The sequence below is a fragment of the Maribacter sp. genome, assembly GCF_049667165.1.
Lineage (GTDB): Bacteria > Bacteroidota > Bacteroidia > Flavobacteriales > Flavobacteriaceae > Maribacter_A.
The window spans coordinates 1-18,878 of the sequence record NZ_JBATHS010000083.1; the positions used below are offsets into that span (position 1 = coordinate 1).

Consider the following 18,878-nt stretch of genomic DNA (forward strand, 5'->3'; position numbering starts at 1 on the left):
ATTACATAGAAAAAAAGTACCAAACCCAGCTCTCGGAACGTGAATATGGTGTTTTGGAAGCTTTTGTAAAGGGCTTTACCTATAAAAAGACGGCAGAAAAATTTTGTATAAGTGTCAATACCGTGAAGAGTTACCAAAAAAGGTTATATCAGATTTTTGAGGTGGATAGTAAAGCCGCACTTATGCAGAAATTTTTAAACAACACCTAACTACCTATCACCCATAAACAAGGCCCTAAGTTCGGTAGCTTCGCTGGGTTTCATCTTTTTGGCCAGTACCAAACTCAGTTGTTTTCGACGCAATGCGGCCGCGAACCGTTCCTTTTCCAATTCGGTTACGGGCTCTAATGGAGGAACTTCAGTGGGTTTGCCAGTCTCATCTACGGCTACGAAGGTATAAATCGCTTCATTCGCTTTCGAACGCTTTCTATTGGTACGGTCTTCCATCCACACATCGATATACACCTCCATTGAAGTTCTAAAGGCTCTTGACACGGCAGCCTCAACGGTGACCACACTGCCCAAAGGCACAGCTTGGTTAAAGGCGACGTGGTTTACGGAAGCTGTTACCGTAATTTTTCGACTATGGCGACGAGCCGCAATACTGGCCGCCCTGTCCATTCGGGCCAAAAGTTCACCTCCAAAAAGATTGTTCAAAGGATTGGTCTCGCTGGGGAGGACCAAATCGGTCATTATCGTACGTGAGTCACTTGGATTTTTGGGCTGCATACCTAACTTTTGTGCAAAGATACCTATTTAACAAAGGATATTTTGAAAAACAACGCTATCGAATGGAGAGCAACCACGCATCTTGGGATTGCGTATTCTTAATTGTTCTCAAGTTTTGAAGGGCCTCGTCAACATCGCTATAGCTGCTGTAGGTCACCATATGCAATCCATGGTTATTGGTGCCGAGATAACCGGCATCAAAGCCTCGTCTTTTCAGGAGGCGTATTTTTTTGTCCGCATTTGCCTTGTACCGGAAAGCTCCGGCCACAATGTGGTGTATGCCTACTGTTGGTTTTTTTGAAACAACCTTTAGGTTAAGGGTAGGTAGTTCCAATGGTGACGTATCAAAAAAGGTGGCTTCCTGAATGCTTTTTGCTACCTTCTCCTGTGCCTGCTCAACCACTATTTGCTGTTGGCTTAGGGTTTCGTTGTAGAATCTATATCCTGTCAATCCCGTTGATAAGGCCAAAAGAATGACAGCGGCATATTTCAGATAGGAGCGAAGGTTTGTTTCCTTCCTTCGTTCTGGGGTAAAGACCAAAGGAACTTTCTCCTCGAGCGCAACAATCTCTTTCTTCATGACTTCCCGGGCAATCGGCGTTGATACGAAGGAAGATAATCCAAAGGAAGAAGTCAAATGGTTGAGCTGATAGGACGGTTGGAATAGGATTCTACCCTCCTTATTTGATTTCAGGTCACCAATATGCTCCAAAGACAAACGTCCGCCTTGATCTAATGTTCGTTTCCAAGCTTCTACAGTGCCCATCACCTGTTGTAGCATTTCCTCGTAGGAACGATTTTCGACCTCCGCCATATAGGACACTAAAAGTCCGTCATTGGAAGATAATTGTTTGTTGAACGACAGGGATTTTGAAGGGGGTGAAAACGAATGGTCCTGTGTATTGTGTACTGCGGATTTATATTGGGACAAAAAGCCACCAAAGCCAGGAACAACCACACAGTTGTAACGATAAAGTAAATCGGAGATATAGCGTTCTAAGACCATTGCAACAAATATTATAAAAATTATACGGGTTCAATAGTTTCAACGGCACTTTTTATTAACATAATATTTTTGGTAATTTGTGGATAACTAAGTGTCCCATATAAATGACTACAGATGAATTAATTGCGGTATTAAGGTTGCAGAACATTCCGAATATTGGGGACGTTACGGCAAAAAAGCTCATAACACATTGTGGCAGTCCAACGGCTGTTTTTGACGATACAATGAAAAACCTGCTTAAGATCGATGGGATCGGTACCTTGACGATTAGGGGTCTTCACGACGCTGAACATCTTGAAGCCGCTGAGAACGAAGTACAGTATATTTTGGATCATGATATCGCTTACACGTATTTTACCGACACTGATTACCCTAGATATTTAAAGCATTGCATCGATAGTCCATTGATTTTGTTCAAAAAGGGCAATTTTGATTTGAAAGAACGTAAGATTATAAGCATTGTCGGTACACGGAATATCACAAGTTATGGGATGGCATTCTGCGAAACGCTTATTGAGGACCTGGCTCCCTTAGACCCAATTGTCGTAAGCGGATTTGCCTATGGGGTTGATATTCATGCGCAGAAAACAGCCTTAAAACATGGTTTAGAGACCATAGGATGTTTGGCCCATGGATTAAACCAGATCTATCCCAAGGTCCATGCTAGGTATGTCGATGAGGTGGAGAAAAACGGGGGGTTCGTTACTGAATTTTGGAGTACCAGCAATCCAGATCGTGAGAATTTCCTAAGGCGGAACCGCATTATCGCCGGAATGAGCGAGGCGACCATTGTTATTGAATCTGCGGAAAAAGGCGGCAGTTTGGTCACGGCAGATATTGCAAACAGTTATGATCGGGAGGTCTTCGCTGTTCCGGGCAGGGCTCAGGACAAGTACAGTTCGGGCTGTAATAACCTGATAAAGCAACAAAAGGCCCATATGATCACATCGGCCGCTGATGTGATCTATTTATTGAATTGGGAATTGGAACCAAAGGATACCAAGCCGATCCAGCCACAGTTGTTCGTCGAATTGGATGACATTGAGCAAAAGATCTACTGCTATTTGCAAAAAGAGGGGAAACAAATATTGGATACCATTGCCCTCGATTGCCAACTGCCCATATTCAAGGTATCATCGACACTTCTGACCATGGAAATGAAAGGGGTTATTCGGCCGTTGCCCGGAAAATTGTTTGAGGCAGTATAAAAAGCGCCTATCAGGGTAAAATCCAACCAAAATCCTTAACGACAGACCGGCTATTTAATTCGCTTTTTACAGACCCAGCGGTTTGTGCAATGCGAATTGAAGTGGAATGGGTTCGATATAATCGCATTTCATCGATGAAGTGCGGACTAAAAACCGAAGTTGGCGTGCTTTAAATATCATAAAAAGAAGGCTAAAACAAACCGCTCGGTTTGTTTACAGAAAATCAATACCCCAGCTTGCCCCTAACCCGATTCAATACCTGATCTGCCACTTTTTTCGCTTTTCCAGCACCGATTTCAAGGGCATTGTCGATTTCCTCAAGATGGTTCATATAGTAATCGAACTTTTCACGTGCCGGCCCGAACTTTTCAAGGATCACTTCATACAAAGCTTGTTTTGCATGACCATAGCCGTAATTCCCTCCTTCATAATTAGCCCTCATTTCTGCAATTTGCTCTTTTGAGGCTAGGATCTTGTACAGGGCGAATACGTTATCGGTATCAGGGTCTTTTGGGTCTTCCATGGGGGTACTATCGGTCTTGATTCCCATGATCTGTTTACGCAATGCCTTGTCTGGTTGGAAAATATTGATAAGGTTCCCCTTGCTTTTGCTCATTTTTTGTCCATCGGTACCCGGAACGTACATGGTGTCTTCATGTATTTTTCCTTCTGGCAGTACGAAAGTATCCCCTAATTGGCCATGAAACCGGGAAGCAACATCCCGTGTCATTTCAATATGCTGTAGTTGGTCCTTACCTACAGGGACGATATTCGCGCCGTACAACAAGATATCGGCAGCCATGAGCATGGGATAGTTGAACAACCCGGCATTGACGTCAGCAAGGCGATCGGACTTATCTTTAAAGGAATGGGCAAGGGTTAGTCGTTGATAAGGGAAAAAGCAACTAAGATACCAAGCCAATTCGGTTACCTGTGGAACATCGCTCTGTCTGTAAAAAACGGTTTTGTCAATATCCAATCCAAAAGCGAGCCAAGTAGCTGCCGTTGCATAGGTATTGTTCCTTAGTTCATCCCCATTTTTAATTTGGGTCAGGGAATGCATATCTGCAATAAATAAGAAAGATTCGTTCTTGGGATCTTGGGCCATTTGTACGGCCGGGATGATAGCACCCATAATATTTCCGAGGTGTGGAACCCCCGTACTTTGTATGCCAGTCAGTATTCTTGCCATTGCATTGTTTTAAAGAAGCACAAAGGTAAAACAAATCGCAAATAACTGGTTCAATTTGTTATTTTTGATCAATGCATCGCATTGCGCAAAATATAGGATTCACTTTATACCGCATTTGGTTTTACGTATTGGTACTAGTGCCCATACTCCTCTTCTTGCCCTTTTTGGTAATTACCACCATATCTGAAAAATCGTATCCCCAATTTTTCTGGCTGGCTCGAAACTTATGGGCAAGGCCGATATTGTTGGGCATGGGTTGCCCTCAAAAAATCTTTTGGGAGCAGAAAATGGTTCGGGGCAAGAGTTATATGTTGGTGGCTAACCATACCAGTATGTTGGATATTATGTTGATGCTTCGAATCAGCAGGAATCCTTTTGTTTTTGTAGGCAAAAAGGAATTGGTAAAGCTTCCCCTGTTCGGTTTTTTCTATAAACGTGTCTGCATTATGGTAGATCGGGAAGATAGTCGCAGTAGAACGGGTGTTTACCGCCGGGCGCAACGAAGATTGGACCAGGGATTGAGTATCTGTATTTTCCCTGAGGGAGGGGTTCCTGAAGAACACATTTTATTGGATCAATTTAAGGATGGAGTCTTTAAAATGGCCATTGCCCATAATATTCCTGTGGTGCCCATGACATTTTATGACAATAAAAAACGGTTTTCCTTCACTTTTTTGAGTGGGGGACCTGGATTGATTCGGGCCAAGGTACATTCCTTTTTTGAAACTGCACTTTTAGAGGATGAGGACAAATCCACGTTACGTGAAGAAGTACGTAATGTCATTTTAAGGGAATTGAAAAAACCCAATGAAAAATAAAGCCCTGAACATTGTACCAAGATTTTGGAAGCTTTGGTAATCGCAACCGCGGAGTTAAACCACTCCTCTAAAATTTAAAATTCAATCCACTATATACGCCAATGGTAAAAGGTTGAAAATCGCCAGCGGTACCAGAAAACGTATTCAATTGGTATTTGAACATAGGTGCAATGTTCAATTGTACTTTCGGTGTAAACTTATAATTGACACCAAATCCTATATTGGTGCTAAAATTCATGGTATTTACATTGTTGGCCTCTCCCATTTCAGTGGTCAGTTCACCAGAGGTCAACGAAACTGAATTGTCTACCAAGATCAATGAACTTAGTCCACCGATAAGATCAACCCCGAATGTACGGTCGACAAGGGCATATTTCAGTTCCAATGGAATCTCCAAATACCCAAATTGCTGTGCCATTACCCCTGATAGGGATGGGTTCTGGGTGGCAACATCCAAAGCGGTTCTGTTGGTTAGTGAGTTGAAGTTGTCCGATTTGCTATCCACTAGGATATTCCTGGAGGCGGAACTATAGTTGATGTTTTCTATCTGACCATTACCGATACGCTCTAGCGTGGAGGTAAACGCCACATCATTGGTATTGTACCCGTAATCGACTTTATGGATACCTGTTTTAATAGATAGCTTTTTGTTTATTTCGTAGGAAATTGCCAGACCGTAACTCAGGTTCACATCACCCGATTTTGAATTGGGAACAAAGATGGAATGAACGGGGGAACCATTGCCAAAGGCATTGAAATAAACAGGTGCGATACTCGGGCCTGCAGACCATTTGCTTTCCTTGACTTCCGTAATCCCTTCTTCTTCTTTATCCATTGCATCAAAAATCGAAAGGGTACCACTTGCACTGTTTTCTTCTACTTCCTCAGACTTCAATGCTATGATGGCTTCTTCCTTGGCATTGGAATCTCTGCGAATTGGCCGGTTTTCATCGGTATGGGCGTCAGCGGTTTGGTCGTTGCCTGTACCAGCATTTGCAGCGACTTGCCCACCGGCGACCCTTACGGCTTCCGTCTCTTTCCCAATGCTATTGTTAGTATCATTCATTTCGCCCGTTTTATAGGAGTCACGAGCTGCTATTTCAGATACTTCATGCTGCTGCGTCCCAAAGGCACCTTGGCTTTTCCCGTTTGCTTCTTTTTCCTGATTTTTCGAGGAAGTGGCTATCGTTGAAGGGGTGTTGAGTGGTTTTGTCTTCCTTTCAGACCGATTGGTATTTTGTGTCTTAACCGCTTCTGGAAAGGTTTGTCCCACGACTTCAGGAGCATTGGGGATAGGGGATTGATCACTATCCTTCGACTTCTTCTGATTGTCTTCCTTCAACTGTTCAACATCAGTGATAACCGCATTGGGATCTGCATCACTGTCCTTAAACGGATTGATCAGGAATAAACCCAGGGCCAATACGGCGGCGATACCGCCTAGTTTCCACCAAAAGGGAATCACCTTGCGACTTTTCTTCTTTTTATTCAAAGAGACTTCAATGGTTCGCCAGACTTTTTCTGTAGGGACGTCTGAAAAATCAGAGAGTTTCTCTTGGAATAATTTATCCAAGTTTTTTTTGCTCATTTTGCTATGTGTTAAGCATGTTCATGTCTTTTATTCGGTTGTGAACCACTTCGATGGGTTCACAGGGTTCCTCCCAGGGCCATTATCAAAATGCCGATGATCGCCCTGGTCGTTGTTTTTTCAATTTTTTCCCTTAAGATCAATCTTGCACGGGCAAGGTTCGATTTTGAGGTACCTGTCGATGTGCCAAGCATGGTGCTTATCTCTTTGTGCGAATAGCCATCCAACACATATAGATTAAAGGTCAATCGGTATTTATTCGGTAGTTCCTGAATATATTTTAATAGGGTCTGCAGTTCAATATCGTCATATTCCGTATCTACTGTCACCTCGGCTTCCACATTTTCAGAAACTACCTTTAAGAATTCTTCCTTCCTATATTTCTGTAATACCGTATTTACCGTAATGCGTTTTAGCCACCCTTCAAAAGAGCCCTTGGATTTATATTGGCCGATTTTTTCGAAGATGGTCATGAAACTATCATGAAGACTATCCTCAGCCTCCGATTTATTGCGTGAATATTTAAGACAGATACCGAACAGTATATTGGAAAATTGCCTATATAACTGCTCTTGTGCCTTTCTATCGCCTTTTTTACATTTGTCTATGAGTTCTTCCAGACTCAAAATAATGCTTAGTTTATTATCATGGTTTAGTTCACCGGAACTTCTATCTCCAAAAACAGCGGGTCACCATTGACATCTTCCCCTTGGTAAAATCGAAACAAATAGGGTTCGCTATAAAGTACAACAAAACTAAAGGAGCTTACTTCCTCACGAATAATTTCCGTACAGGTTTTTTGATCGGTTCTTTGGGAGCCTACGGCCACAACTTTCCTTGTGGTTACCTCCTCCTTGGTCACGTCAAAACCCTCTAAGAGGGTACATCCGTCAGGGACCGTATAGGTGACATTGATTTCATACGTTTCATTGAGGTCAAAAGATTCCGGCATTTCCACACTTTCAATCCGTAGGGTTACGAAATGAAAGTTAGGACTGTCATCCCCTAAATCACATGAATTTAAAAGTAGTACTACCGCAAGGGCACAAAGTGCTAAAAATGTCCTTTTCATAAACTAATAATTTATTTCTAAGATGAAATTATTGGGTTATGGTTGCGTTACTTATCGTTAAGGTACAAGAAAAGTCGTTTTGATTCGAATATTTTGGTCACAGACAATAAAAAGGCGCCGAAAGGCGCCTGTTCATTCAATCATCAATGCTCTAATAACAGCTTATTTAATCGCTTTTAAGGCCTCACGGATTTTCACATCCAATTCCTCAAACAATTCAGGATTGTCGTTTAAAAGTGCCTTCACCGCATCCCTGCCTTGGCCTAGTTTGGTATCGCCATAGCTGAACCATGACCCACTTTTCTTTATAATTTCATATTGTACACCCAAATCGATAATCTCCCCTATCTTGGAAATCCCCTCACCGTATAATATGTCGAATTCCGCTAGTCTAAAGGGAGGGGCCACCTTGTTTTTGACCACCTTTACCCGCGTTTTATTTCCTAGAACAGCCCCATCGGCATCTTTGATCTGTGTTGAACGCCGAATGTCCAAACGTACCGAAGCGTAGAATTTCAAGGCATTTCCACCCGTAGTGGTTTCCGGATTCCCGAACATCACCCCGATTTTCTCCCGCAATTGGTTAATGAAGATCACAGTACAATGGGTTTTGCTGATAGAACCCGTCAATTTTCGCAATGCCTGTGACATCAATCGTGCATGCAATCCCATCTTCGAATCCCCCATTTCCCCTTCGATCTCACTTTTTGGGGTGAGGGCGGCAACCGAATCGATGACCACAATGTCTATGGCCCCCGAACGAATCAGATTATCCGTTATTTCGAGCGCCTGCTCCCCATTGTCTGGTTGGGAAATAATCAAGTTATCTATATCTATCCCTAATTTTTCAGCATAAAAACGGTCGAAAGCATGTTCTGCATCAATAAAAGCTGCAATACCCCCATTCTTTTGTGCTTCAGCTATGGCATGTAGTGTCAAGGTCGTTTTACCCGATGATTCGGGACCGTATATTTCAATGACCCTTCCTCTGGGGTAACCACCAACACCAAGCGCAATATCCAGACCCAAGGAACCCGAAGGGATTACTTCCACATCCTCAACGATACTATCCCCCATCTTCATTACGGCGCCTTTACCATAGGTCTTATCCAGTTTGTCCAAGGTTAGTTTTAATGCTTTTAATTTTGCTTCTTTTTCAGAACTCATCTCGTATAAAATTAGGATTGCTAATTTACCATTTCTTTTCGCATATTACCATCACTCCAAAATATTTTGTACACGGAATGTCCAAATTAGGAGGTTCACCAACGCAACCTTTTTGCAAAAGATGTATCTCAATGAAAATAGCATATACTAACTCAATATATGAACCAATTGTTTTCGGACGTTGGGCAGTAGTGGTCATTTCCCTTTTTTACATTTGTAAGAATGTTATGAAAAAGAAAAAAATGGGATGGCCTATGAAGAGTCTTGAATTCTCAAGGCTCTTTTTTAATGGTTAAAATCGTGATTGGCCAGCTTGCAATGCATCCACAGTCTTCAGTGTTGATTCTGGGGGAATGGCAAACATCTGGGTGGTTACTGAATACCGTGCCCAAGCCTTTGGGAACTTGGCGATTCCCATTTCAATACCTGGGTGTACTTCAGAGCATATCTTTTTAGGACTTTCATCAGTGTATTGAACCATCTTTTCAAAACAAACCGCGAAAAAAAGGCCGATGAAGGCGTTATGTTTCGGCTCAATATACGGTCAAGTCAAATAACTAGTATATACATTCCCAATGGGTTTGTTATCTAGGTCCTTGATTTTTAAGGGATAGGATGATAATATGTCCATAAAATGTATCTTTGCAATCCAAAAAATACAGCGACTTGTAATGATGACAAGAAATGGAAAGATAGAATTAATGGCCCCTGCCGGGAATTTTGAATCCCTGCAAGCGGCCATCGACAATGGTGCGGATTCGGTCTATTTTGGTGTTGAGCAATTGAACATGCGGGCACGGGCAACCATCAATTTCACGCTTGAAGATCTGCCTACGATTGCCCGACGCTGTAGCAAAAGGAAGATCAGAACGTATTTGACGTTGAATACCATCATATACGATCATGACCTGTCTGTAATACGAACGGTTTTGGATGCAGCCAAAAAGGCGGGTATCACCGCTGTTATCGCAATGGATCAGGCGGTAATCGCTTATGCCAGGCAAAACGATATGGAGGTTCATATATCGACCCAGATAAATATAACCAATATTGAAACCGTCAAGTTTTATTCACTTTTTGCCGACACCGTGGTATTAAGTCGTGAATTGAGTTTACGACAGATCAAGCATATTTGTGGACAAATACAGAAAGAAGGGGTAAAAGGACCTTCCGGAAAGTTGATCGAGGTTGAGGTTTTTGGCCATGGCGCATTGTGCATGGCGGTTTCCGGAAAATGCTATCTCAGCCTGCATTCCCATAATTCATCGGCGAATAGGGGGGCTTGCAAACAGAATTGCCGAAAAAAATACACGGTCATTGACCAAGAGAGTGGTTTTGAAATTGAAATCGACAACGAATACATGATGTCGCCCAAGGATCTTTGTACCTTGGATTTTTTAGACCAGATTATCGATGCAGGGGTAAAAGTCTTGAAGATAGAAGGAAGGGGCAGGGCTCCCGAATATGTGGCGACCGTGACCAAAACCTATAGAGAGGCCATCGATGCGCACGACCAGGGAACATTCACCAAGGAAAAAGTCGCTATTTGGATGAAGGCCTTGGAAAAAGTCTATAACCGTGGTTTTTGGGGAGGGTATTACCTCGGTCAAAAACTCGGGGAGTGGAGCGACGGACCGGGTACTCAAGCCAGTCAAAAGAAATTGTACGTGGGTAAAGGGGTACATTATTATCCTCGACCCGGGATTGCGGAATTCAAGATTGAGGCTTTCGATATAAAGGTGGGCGACACCTTATTGATCACTGGTCCTACAACGGGTGTACAGGAACTCGAATTGCAACAGGTTATGGTAGATGACCTTCCCACGACCTTGGCCGAGAAAGGAAACAACTGTACTTTTCCAACCGGTTTTAAGATTCGGCCCTCTGACAAATTGTATAAAATCGTGAAGGAATAATGGTCGTGGTAACCTTGCAGAGAAAGAAATGTATTGGTTGCAACTATTGTGTGGAATTGGCACCTGAGCAGTTTCAAATGTCCAAAAAAGATGGGAAAAGCGTCTTGTTGAGGGCAACCGATAAAAAAGGGTTTTTCACCATTAAATCGCATGACAATGCTATTTATGAGCCCTGTAAGCAGGCACAATTGGCCTGTCCGGTCAAGATTATCAGTACGAAGATTGTCTAGTGATTATACTATCTTCGCAACTTTAAACTATTCTTTAACGTAACGATTGGTATAGCATGCAACTGTACAATACATTAAGTGCAAAGGAAAGGGAAACCCTTATTGAACAGGCCGGAAAGGAACGCCTGACCATTTCCTTTTACCAATATGCACATATAGGAAACCCGACCATTTTCAGGAACCATTTATTCATTCATTGGAACGAACTCGATGTTCTTGGTCGTATCTATGTGGCCCATGAGGGTATAAACGCCCAATTATCGGTGCCGGCTGAAAATTTCAAGGCTTTTAAAGCACATTTAGACAGTATTTCTTTTCTGAACGACGTACGATTGAACATCGCCATCGAACAGCACAATAAATCTTTCTTGAAATTGAAGGTAAAAGTGAGAAAGAAGATTTTGGCCGATGGCCTAAATGATGCCACCTTCGATGTGACCAATAAGGGGGTGCATGTCAACGCAAAACGGTTCAATGAATTGATCGAGGACCCCAACACCCTTTTGGTCGATATGCGAAATCACTATGAAAGTGAGATTGGGCATTTTAAAAACGCCATTACCCCAGATGTAGATACCTTTCGGGATTCCTTGGATATCATCGAAAAGGACCTGGAATCATTTAAGGAAGCTAAAAACCTGGTCATGTATTGCACAGGTGGGATTCGGTGTGAAAAGGCCAGTGCATACTATAAGCATAAGGGTTTTAAGCATGTGTATCAGTTAGAGGGGGGCATTATAGAGTACGCACGACAGGCGAAAGACCAAAACCTTGAGAACAAGTTTGTGGGTAAGAACTTTGTATTCGACCACCGGCGTGGGGAACGTATTTCCGAGGATGTGGTTGCGCAATGCCACCAATGCGGCAAACCATGTGATACCCATGTAAATTGTGCCAATGAAGCCTGTCATTTATTGTTTATCCAATGTGAGGCATGTGCGGCGAAAATGAACGATTGCTGTTCGAACGGGTGCAAAGAGATCCACGGCTTGCCTTATGAGGAGCAAAAAAGACTTCGCAAGGGCAAATCGGTAAGCAATAAGATTTTTAAAAAAGGGCGTTCCGAGGTATTGAAGTTTAAAAAATAGCCAAGTTAAAAAACGTGTAATCCTTCAATTGCCATGTCTCGTTTTACATCTGCAACAATTTATACTATCTTTACATGTAAGATTAATATGAACCTTTTTTGGGATGCTGCCAAGGCGTTCCCAAATCAAGATACAAAATATGGGTTGTAACAGTTGTTCAACCGGTAAGGACGGACAACCAAAAGGGTGCAAGAACAATGGGACCTGTGGCACCGATGGTTGTAATAAATTAACGGTATTCGATTGGCTCTCCAATATGTCACTTCCGAATGGTGAGAAACCGTTTGACGTTATTGAGGTCCGATTTAAAAATAGCAGGAAGGAATTCTTCAGAAACACGGAGAATTTGACACTTTCAATTGGTGATGTTGTGGCTACCCAGGCACAATCAGGCCACGATATTGGCATGGTCACCTTGACGGGAGAACTTGTTCGGGTGCAGATGAAGAAGAAAAAGGAGAATCCAGATGCCGAGGATGTCCCGAAAGTTTACCGAAAAGCCACCCAAAAAGACATTGATATCTGGCAGAAGGCGAGGGATCGGGAAGAAGAAATCAAAAAACGTTCCAGAGAGATTGCCATCATCCTAAAATTACAGATGAAGATCTCCGATGTGGAATTTCAAGGCGATGCCTCAAAGGCTACGTTTTACTATACGGCCGAGGAACGTGTTGATTTTCGGCAATTGATAAAGGATATGGCCAAGGCCTTTGGTATTCGCATCGAGATGCGACAAATAGGTTATCGGCAAGAAGCCCAACGCTTGGGAGGTATTGGGTCTTGTGGCAGGGAATTGTGTTGTTCGACATGGCTGACCGATTTTAGGTCGGTAAGCACTTCCGCCGCCCGTTATCAACAGCTCTCCTTGAATCCACAGAAATTGGCCGGTCAATGTGGCAAGTTAAAGTGTTGTCTTAATTACGAGCTCGATCTATACTTGGAGGCGTTGAAAGACTTTCCTCCCCAAGACACCAAATTATTTACGGAGAAAGGGATGGCTTTTTGTCAGAAATCCGATATTTTCAAATCCAAGCTATGGTTCTCCTACAAAGAGGAACCCGCCAATTGGCACATGCTTTCAAAAGACCAGGTCATTGAGATCATGACCAAGAACAGGAAGAAAGAGAAAGTTGCCAGTTTGGAGGAATATGCGGTAGACAATTTGGTTGAGGACAAGGTGGTTTTCGAAAATGTAGTGGGGCAGGATAGCCTTACCCGTTTCGACCGGCCAAAGCATCGCGGCAATAGGAACAAAAACAACAAAAACAAGAAGAATAGAAATAATAGAAACAATCGAAAAAGACAGCAAAAAAATGCTTAGGTTATTGGCAGCATTGGTAAGCGTGGTTTTTTTGGTTTCCTGTGACGATTCCATTGTAAAAACCGATTATAAGGCCACTACCAATGGTTCATGGAATAAGGATAGTGTGGTTGAATTCAATTTCACGGGTCTAGACACCATAAACAAACACGATATGTTTATCAATATTCGAAATGATAACACATTTTCGTATAGCAACCTTTTTTTAATAGCCGCGCTCGACTATCCGAATGGCGATACGGTTACCGATACCTTGGAGTATATGATGGCCCAACCCGATGGCACTTGGCTGGGTAAGGGGTATGGAAGTATTAAGGAAAATAAATTATGGTATAAGGAAAACATCGTTTTTCCTTCTTCGGGCGTATATACCTTACGCGTGTCGCATGCTATGCGGAAGAATGGCAATGTCGAAGGTGTTGTGAACCTAGAGGGCATTACCGATGTCGGATTCGAAATTGTTAAAAGTAATGAGTAGAAATATGGCAAAGGCCAAAAAGAAAAAGACTAAAACGGGCTTTTCTAAATTTATCAAATGGTTCTGGATTTTGTTTGCTGTGGGCGTTTTTTCCGTGGCCTTGTTGTTTCTAATGGCTTCATGGGGATTTTTGGGACCTTTGCCCACCTATGAGACGCTTGAAAACCCACAGACCAATCTGGCCACTGAAATTATTTCCGCCGACGGAAAAACATTGGGCAAGTTTTATTTGGATGATAATCGTACCGATGTAGGCTATGACGATTTGCCGAAAAACCTTGTTGACGCCTTGGTCGCCAGTGAAGATATTCGTTTTTACGATCATTCGGGAATTGACGCCAGAGGCACATTGAGGGCCTTTTTCTTTTTAGGGAAGCGAGGGGGTGCCAGTACAATTTCCCAACAATTGGCACGTCAGATTTATGTAGGCCCTCGGTCTAAAAATATCTTTGAGACCATAAAACAAAAAGCAAAGGAATGGGTGATTGCTACACAACTGGAACGCAATTATACCAAGGAAGAGATTATTAAGATGTACCTTAACATCTATGATTTCGGTAACAATGCCGACGGTATTCGGTCCGCTTCCCGTATTTACTTCGGCAAGGAGCCCAAAAATCTTAAAATAGAGGAATCGGCCATGTTGGTAGGCATGTTGCAGAATTCCTCCCTGTACAATCCATTGCGGCGTGAAGAACTGACACGAAACAAAAGAAACATGGTTTTGGGCCAATTGGAAAAATTTGAATATATAAGTGAACAGGAAAGGGATTCGCTTCAAGCGTTGAAAATGGACATCAATTTTAATCCTGAATCGCATCGGGAAGGACTTGCCACCTATTTCAGGATGTACCTACAAGGGTTTATGAACGATTGGATCAAGAAAAACCCAAAACCGGCCATTGAAGGGGAACGTGATCGATGGAGCCTTTATTTGGATGGTTTAAAGATCTATACGACTATCGATTCACGAATGCAGGCCAATGCCGAAGAAGCGGTGCAAGAGCATATGGAACGGCTACAGACTGAATTTTTTCACCAAAACACCCCTGATCGTAACAAAACAGCTCCTTTTCTTGATTTGGAAAAAGAGGAGATAGACAATATTCTGGACCGCGCCATGAAGACTTCCGATCGATGGCGTGAAATGAAAAGACAAGGCAAATCGGAAAAGGACATTCGTGCTTCCTTTAATATAAAGACCGAGATGACCGTTTTTGATTGGAAAAGCGAGACCCACGAGAAAGATACCATATTGACACCAAGGGACTCTATCCGGTATTATAAGATGTTCCTGAGAACAGCCATGATGTCCATGGAGCCCCAAACGGGCCATGTAAAGGCGTGGGTAGGGGGTGTTGATTATCGACATTTTCAATATGACAATGTCTATCAAGGCGCCCGGCAGGCGGGTTCGACGTTTAAGCCATTTGTCTATGCTGCGGCCATCGACCAGTTACGCTTATCACCATGTTATGAGCTGCCCGACACGCAATACTGTATTGAGGCTGAAAAACACGGGAACCCCGAACCTTGGTGCCCCAAAAACTCGGAAGGCAAATTTTCAGGGGAGATGTATACCTTGAAAAGGGCCTTGGCCAATTCCAAAAATAGTGTAACTGCCCAATTGATCGATCGGGTCGGTCCTAAATCCGTGGTTTCGATCGCAAAGAACCTTGGAATTACAGGAGAGATTCCAGAGGTACCCTCCATTGCTTTGGGAACCCATGACATCAATGTATATGAAATGGTAGGGGCCTATGGCGCCTTTGTAAACCAAGGGGTGTATGTGAAGCCCGTTATGGTGACCCGTATCGAGGATAAGAATGGTACCGTACTCTTTGAATATGTACCTGAAACCAAAGATGTGTTAAGCAAGGAAGTCGCCTATGCCATGGTCAATTTAATGGAAGGTGTGACCCAAGGGGGCTCAGGTACCCGCTTACGAACCACAGGATATGATAAATGGAGACCGGAGTACAAAGAGATCATCACGGGATATCCATATGAATTCAAGAATCCCATTGCCGGTAAGACCGGAACGACCCAAAATCAAAGTGATGGCTGGTTTATGGGGATGGTTCCTAATTTGGTCACTGGAGTTTGGGTCGGCGGTGACGATCGTGCCATACATTTCAAGACGATTACCTATGGCCAAGGGGCATCAATGGCCCTGCCCATCTGGGGGCTATACATGAAAAAGAACTATGCTGATAAAGAGTTGGGGGTATCCGATGGTGAATTTCCCAAACCAGAAAATATGTCGATCAATCTAGATTGCTCAACACCTGCCGAAGACCCAAACAAGGCCAAGGATTTGGACACAGATCTCGACGATCTGGATTTCTAGACTCCATCCTATCATAATGGTCCAATACCATACCGTATGCCCTTACTTTTTAGCGAAAAGGTAAGGGCATTTACTATTTAAAACCTTATTTTAGTAGGGATGGATTTGTGCTGATTATTAAATATACCACTGACTATGATACGTAAAACAGTAGACCATGTACAAGCAGCCCTAGCAGGGGTGACCGACGGAATGACTTTGATGTTGGGCGGTTTTGGCCTTTGTGGTATTCCTGAGAATGCAATTGCCGAATTGGTGCGAATGGGGGTATCGGACCTTTGCTGTATTTCGAATAATGCCGGCGTGGATGATTTTGGGCTGGGCCTGCTTCTGCAGAAAAAACAAATACGGAAAATGATTTCATCCTATGTGGGTGAAAACGATGAGTTTGAGCGTCAGATGTTAAGTGGCGAATTGGAGGTCGAACTTACCCCACAAGGTACCTTGGCCGAAAAATGCAGGGCGGCACAAGCAGGTTTCCCCGCTTTCTATACGCCTGCGGGTTTTGGCACAGAGGTAGCGGAAAGTAAGGAAACCCGGGAATTCAATGGCAAAATGTATGTGTTGGAGAATGCCTTTAAGGCCGACTTTTCCTTTGTGAAAGCTTGGAAGGGTGACGAGGCCGGAAACCTGATTTTTAAGGGAACGGCCCGAAATTTCAATCCCTGTATGTGTGGTGCGGCCCATATTACGGTTGCCGAGGTAGAGGAATTGGTGCCCGCGGGATCTTTGGACCCCAACGCAATCCACGTCCCCGGAATATTCGTGCAACGCATTTTCCAAGGAAAGAAGTATGAAAAACGAATAGAACAACGAACGGTACGGAAGCGCAATTGATTCTTAAATCAATTAAGATCATTGAATTTTCTGAGTCGATCAGGGAACTGAACAAGTTTGAAATGGCTTCACAAATATTTCGAAGTGGAACATCAATCGGGGCAAACATCAGGGAAGCACAAAATGCGGAAAGCAAAGCAGATTTTATTCATAAATTTAAAATAGCCGCGAAAGAGGCCGACGAAGTAGAATATTGGTTGCGATTGTGCGAGGAATCTCCCTTTTACCCTAGACCAAAAATAGAATTACATGAAGACCTTAAATCAATAATAATGATTATCTCAAAAATTATTTCAACAAGTAAGAACAAGTGATCTTCAAATCAAACAAATAATCTAATTATCAAATTAATGTTGGATAAAAACGGAATCGCCAAACGCATTGCACAGGAAGTTAAAGACGGGTATTACGTAAACCTCGGTATCGGTATCCCAACCTTGGTCGCCAATTTTGTTAGGGATGATATCCATGTGGAGTTCCAAAGTGAGAATGGGGTGCTGGGCATGGGTCCGTTCCCGTTCGAAGGGGAGGAAGATGCAGACATCATCAATGCGGGCAAACAGACGATCACAACGCTCCCAGGAGCCTCCTTCTTTGATTCAGCGACCAGTTTTGGAATGATCCGCGGCCAGCATGTGGATTTGACCATCTTGGGAGCCATGGAAGTTTCGGAAAATGGCGATATTGCCAATTGGAAGATTCCGGGCAAACTTGTGAAGGGTATGGGGGGCGCTATGGATCTAGTGGCTTCTGCAGAGAATATCATTGTGGCCATGATGCATACGAATAGGGCGGGAGAATCAAAGCTCCTGAAAAAATGTACCTTGCCCTTGACCGGTGTGGCCTGCGTAAAAAAGATAGTGACCAATCTTGCCGTCCTTGAAGTTACTGCGGGTGGGTTCAAGCTTTTGGAACGGGCTCCGGGGGTTTCAATCGAAACAATCCAAAATGCCACAAGTGGAACTTTAATAGTGGAAGGGGCCATCCCCGAAATGCAAATTTGAGCCCAATTGTTAGGTTGTTCATCGATGAAATTTACCTTTCATTTTTTTCACAACATTATACGCATCCTTCACAACAATAATTTAGAGAAGAACGTCGTTTTAGATTAAATTTACAGTGTACTGAAAGATTAACCCCAAACCTATCTACAAACCTATTTATTATGGATGCCCAAATGAACCATGCCCCAATGAAAGATGAAATCTTAGTGTATAAAAACGATTTTTATCACGGAGTAGTTTTATTGATCAAAAAGTTGTTTATGCTATAATCATTTCAAAAATGATATGAATTAGAGCCACGCCCACAACGTGGCTTTTTTTTGCTATTTTCATGGTCTATCAAAAACCAAATGCATCTCTTTTACAAAAAATGCACCCAAGATGATTTGGATCAACTGGTCCAAATATCCAGAACTACTTTTCGCGCCGCTTTTGAGGCTGACAACAATCCGGAAGATTTTAAAACCTATATCGATTTTGCGTTTCATAGGGATAAACTAACTGATGAATTGAATGATCCCAACACTTCATTTTATTTTGTATATCAAAAAAATAATCTTGTGGCCTATTTCAAGTTGAACGAAAATGAAGCCCAGACTGACTTGAAAGGGCAGGATTCGATGGAGTTGGAGCGTATCTATGTGCTTACCGATTTTCAAGGCAATGGCCTTGGCAAATGCATTTTGCAAGAAATAAAAGGTAGAACAGCCAAAACCTCCAAGACGTTTCTCTGGTTGGGGGTTTGGGAACACAACATAAAAGCGATTAAATTCTACGAAGAAAACGGATTTTATAAATTCGGAACGCACCCTTATTATATCGGAAAAGACAAACAAATGGATTGGCTAATGCGATTTGATTTGATTAACTTCAAC

Annotated in this window: 21 protein-coding genes; 13 read left to right on the forward strand and 8 right to left on the reverse strand. The window is 42.8% G+C overall.

The features are described 5' to 3' along the window. On the forward strand, positions 1-209 hold a 209-nt coding region (locus WBM98_RS04505), incomplete at its 5' end, for a helix-turn-helix transcriptional regulator (RefSeq protein WP_424364834.1). Here the strand turns inward: WBM98_RS04505 and WBM98_RS04510 are convergent. After that, entirely contained in the window at positions 210-728 is a 519-nt protein-coding gene (locus WBM98_RS04510; protein ID WP_424364835.1) for an acyl-CoA thioesterase, read from the reverse strand. A gap of 55 nt (positions 729-783) precedes the next feature. Further along, positions 784-1,734: an SPOR domain-containing protein gene (locus WBM98_RS04515; RefSeq protein ID WP_424364836.1), complete on the reverse strand. Its 951-nt coding sequence runs from the start codon at positions 1,732-1,734 to the stop codon at positions 784-786. 104 nt (positions 1,735-1,838) lie between these two features. Here WBM98_RS04515 and dprA point away from each other — a divergent pair, with 104 nt between their 5' ends. Beyond that, complete coding sequence (gene dprA, locus WBM98_RS04520; protein ID WP_424364837.1) at positions 1,839-2,942, forward strand: DNA-processing protein DprA; 1,104 nt, start codon at positions 1,839-1,841, stop codon at positions 2,940-2,942. A 223-nt stretch (positions 2,943-3,165) separates the two neighbouring features. Here dprA and trpS read toward each other — a convergent pair whose 3' ends face one another. Beyond that, positions 3,166-4,134, reverse strand: coding sequence for a tryptophan--tRNA ligase (trpS, locus tag WBM98_RS04525; protein WP_424364838.1), 969 nt, complete (start codon positions 4,132-4,134; stop codon positions 3,166-3,168). Between the two features lie 71 nt (positions 4,135-4,205). Here trpS and WBM98_RS04530 point away from each other — a divergent pair, with 71 nt between their 5' ends. Then, positions 4,206-4,952, forward strand: coding sequence for a lysophospholipid acyltransferase family protein (locus tag WBM98_RS04530; RefSeq protein ID WP_424364839.1), 747 nt, complete (start codon positions 4,206-4,208; stop codon positions 4,950-4,952). Positions 4,953-5,019: 67 nt separating this feature from the next. On the opposite strand, the gene WBM98_RS04535 is transcribed toward WBM98_RS04530, so the two are convergent. From WBM98_RS04535 to WBM98_RS04555, 5 genes are all read right to left on the reverse strand, one after another. Then, positions 5,020-6,540: an outer membrane beta-barrel protein gene (locus WBM98_RS04535; protein WP_424364840.1), complete on the reverse strand. Its 1,521-nt coding sequence runs from the start codon at positions 6,538-6,540 to the stop codon at positions 5,020-5,022. Positions 6,541-6,599: 59 nt separating this feature from the next. Beyond that, positions 6,600-7,166 (reverse strand): RNA polymerase sigma factor, encoded by a 567-nt coding sequence (locus tag WBM98_RS04540; RefSeq protein ID WP_424364841.1) that lies wholly within the window; start codon positions 7,164-7,166, stop codon positions 6,600-6,602. A gap of 26 nt (positions 7,167-7,192) precedes the next feature. Next, on the reverse strand, positions 7,193-7,612 hold the full coding sequence (locus WBM98_RS04545; protein WP_424364842.1) for a hypothetical protein: 420 nt from the start codon (positions 7,610-7,612) through the stop codon (positions 7,193-7,195). 162 nt (positions 7,613-7,774) lie between these two features. After that, a complete protein-coding gene (gene recA / locus WBM98_RS04550) occupies positions 7,775-8,779 on the reverse strand; it encodes a recombinase RecA (RefSeq protein WP_424364843.1) in 1,005 nt (334 codons plus the stop codon). Positions 8,780-9,071: 292 nt separating this feature from the next. Further along, positions 9,072-9,260: a hypothetical protein gene (locus WBM98_RS04555; protein WP_424364844.1), complete on the reverse strand. Its 189-nt coding sequence runs from the start codon at positions 9,258-9,260 to the stop codon at positions 9,072-9,074. Between the two features lie 193 nt (positions 9,261-9,453). Here WBM98_RS04555 and WBM98_RS04560 point away from each other — a divergent pair, with 193 nt between their 5' ends. The 10 genes from WBM98_RS04560 to WBM98_RS04605 form a co-directional block, all read left to right on the forward strand. Beyond that, the gene (locus tag WBM98_RS04560) at positions 9,454-10,695 is read left to right on the forward strand and encodes a peptidase U32 family protein (protein ID WP_424364854.1); all 1,242 of its coding nucleotides are present in this window, start codon (positions 9,454-9,456) and stop codon (positions 10,693-10,695) included. Then, the gene (locus WBM98_RS04565) at positions 10,695-10,925 is read left to right on the forward strand and encodes a ferredoxin (protein WP_424364845.1); all 231 of its coding nucleotides are present in this window, start codon (positions 10,695-10,697) and stop codon (positions 10,923-10,925) included. The genes WBM98_RS04560 and WBM98_RS04565 overlap by 1 nt, the downstream gene beginning before the upstream one ends. A 56-nt stretch (positions 10,926-10,981) precedes the next feature. Continuing rightward, entirely contained in the window at positions 10,982-12,013 is a 1,032-nt protein-coding gene (locus tag WBM98_RS04570; RefSeq protein WP_424364846.1) for a rhodanese-related sulfurtransferase, read from the forward strand. Positions 12,014-12,152: 139 nt separating this feature from the next. Beyond that, on the forward strand, positions 12,153-13,334 hold the full coding sequence (locus WBM98_RS04575) for a PSP1 domain-containing protein (RefSeq protein WP_424364847.1): 1,182 nt from the start codon (positions 12,153-12,155) through the stop codon (positions 13,332-13,334). Beyond that, entirely contained in the window at positions 13,327-13,812 is a 486-nt protein-coding gene (locus tag WBM98_RS04580) for a gliding motility lipoprotein GldH (protein ID WP_424364848.1), read from the forward strand. The genes WBM98_RS04575 and WBM98_RS04580 overlap by 8 nt, the downstream gene beginning before the upstream one ends. Beyond that, positions 13,805-16,162 carry a penicillin-binding protein 1A gene (locus WBM98_RS04585; protein WP_424364849.1) on the forward strand — a complete coding sequence of 786 codons (2,358 nt, stop codon included), beginning with the start codon at positions 13,805-13,807 and terminating at the stop codon, positions 16,160-16,162. Before WBM98_RS04580 ends, WBM98_RS04585 begins: the two co-directional genes overlap by 8 nt. A 135-nt stretch (positions 16,163-16,297) precedes the next feature. Further along, a complete protein-coding gene (locus WBM98_RS04590; RefSeq protein ID WP_424364850.1) occupies positions 16,298-16,999 on the forward strand; it encodes a CoA transferase subunit A in 702 nt (233 codons plus the stop codon). After that, positions 16,996-17,313 carry a four helix bundle protein gene (locus WBM98_RS04595; RefSeq protein WP_424364851.1) on the forward strand — a complete coding sequence of 106 codons (318 nt, stop codon included), beginning with the start codon at positions 16,996-16,998 and terminating at the stop codon, positions 17,311-17,313. The genes WBM98_RS04590 and WBM98_RS04595 overlap by 4 nt, the downstream gene beginning before the upstream one ends. A gap of 36 nt (positions 17,314-17,349) precedes the next feature. Beyond that, a complete protein-coding gene (locus WBM98_RS04600) occupies positions 17,350-18,003 on the forward strand; it encodes a CoA transferase subunit B (RefSeq protein ID WP_424364852.1) in 654 nt (217 codons plus the stop codon). 350 nt (positions 18,004-18,353) lie between these two features. Beyond that, on the forward strand, positions 18,354-18,878 hold a 525-nt coding region (locus WBM98_RS04605; protein ID WP_424364853.1), incomplete at its 3' end, for a GNAT family N-acetyltransferase.

Coding starts and splice junctions, on each gene's coding strand:
- WBM98_RS04510 (WP_424364835.1), bottom strand. CDS start 728: ATGCAGCCCAAAAATCCAAGTGACTCACGTACGATAATGACCGATTTG.
- WBM98_RS04515 (WP_424364836.1), bottom strand. CDS start 1,734: ATGGTCTTAGAACGCTATATCTCCGATTTACTTTATCGTTACAACTGT.
- dprA (WP_424364837.1), top strand. CDS start 1,839: ATGACTACAGATGAATTAATTGCGGTATTAAGGTTGCAGAACATTCCG.
- trpS (WP_424364838.1), bottom strand. CDS start 4,134: ATGGCAAGAATACTGACTGGCATACAAAGTACGGGGGTTCCACACCTC.
- WBM98_RS04530 (WP_424364839.1), top strand. CDS start 4,206: ATGCATCGCATTGCGCAAAATATAGGATTCACTTTATACCGCATTTGG.
- WBM98_RS04535 (WP_424364840.1), bottom strand. CDS start 6,540: ATGAGCAAAAAAAACTTGGATAAATTATTCCAAGAGAAACTCTCTGAT.
- WBM98_RS04545 (WP_424364842.1), bottom strand. CDS start 7,612: ATGAAAAGGACATTTTTAGCACTTTGTGCCCTTGCGGTAGTACTACTT.
- recA (WP_424364843.1), bottom strand. CDS start 8,779: ATGAGTTCTGAAAAAGAAGCAAAATTAAAAGCATTAAAACTAACCTTG.
- WBM98_RS04555 (WP_424364844.1), bottom strand. CDS start 9,260: ATGGTTCAATACACTGATGAAAGTCCTAAAAAGATATGCTCTGAAGTA.
- WBM98_RS04560 (WP_424364854.1), top strand. CDS start 9,454: ATGACAAGAAATGGAAAGATAGAATTAATGGCCCCTGCCGGGAATTTT.
- WBM98_RS04565 (WP_424364845.1), top strand. CDS start 10,695: ATGGTCGTGGTAACCTTGCAGAGAAAGAAATGTATTGGTTGCAACTAT.
- WBM98_RS04570 (WP_424364846.1), top strand. CDS start 10,982: ATGCAACTGTACAATACATTAAGTGCAAAGGAAAGGGAAACCCTTATT.
- WBM98_RS04575 (WP_424364847.1), top strand. CDS start 12,153: ATGGGTTGTAACAGTTGTTCAACCGGTAAGGACGGACAACCAAAAGGG.
- WBM98_RS04580 (WP_424364848.1), top strand. CDS start 13,327: ATGCTTAGGTTATTGGCAGCATTGGTAAGCGTGGTTTTTTTGGTTTCC.
- WBM98_RS04585 (WP_424364849.1), top strand. CDS start 13,805: ATGAGTAGAAATATGGCAAAGGCCAAAAAGAAAAAGACTAAAACGGGC.
- WBM98_RS04590 (WP_424364850.1), top strand. CDS start 16,298: ATGATACGTAAAACAGTAGACCATGTACAAGCAGCCCTAGCAGGGGTG.
- WBM98_RS04600 (WP_424364852.1), top strand. CDS start 17,350: ATGTTGGATAAAAACGGAATCGCCAAACGCATTGCACAGGAAGTTAAA.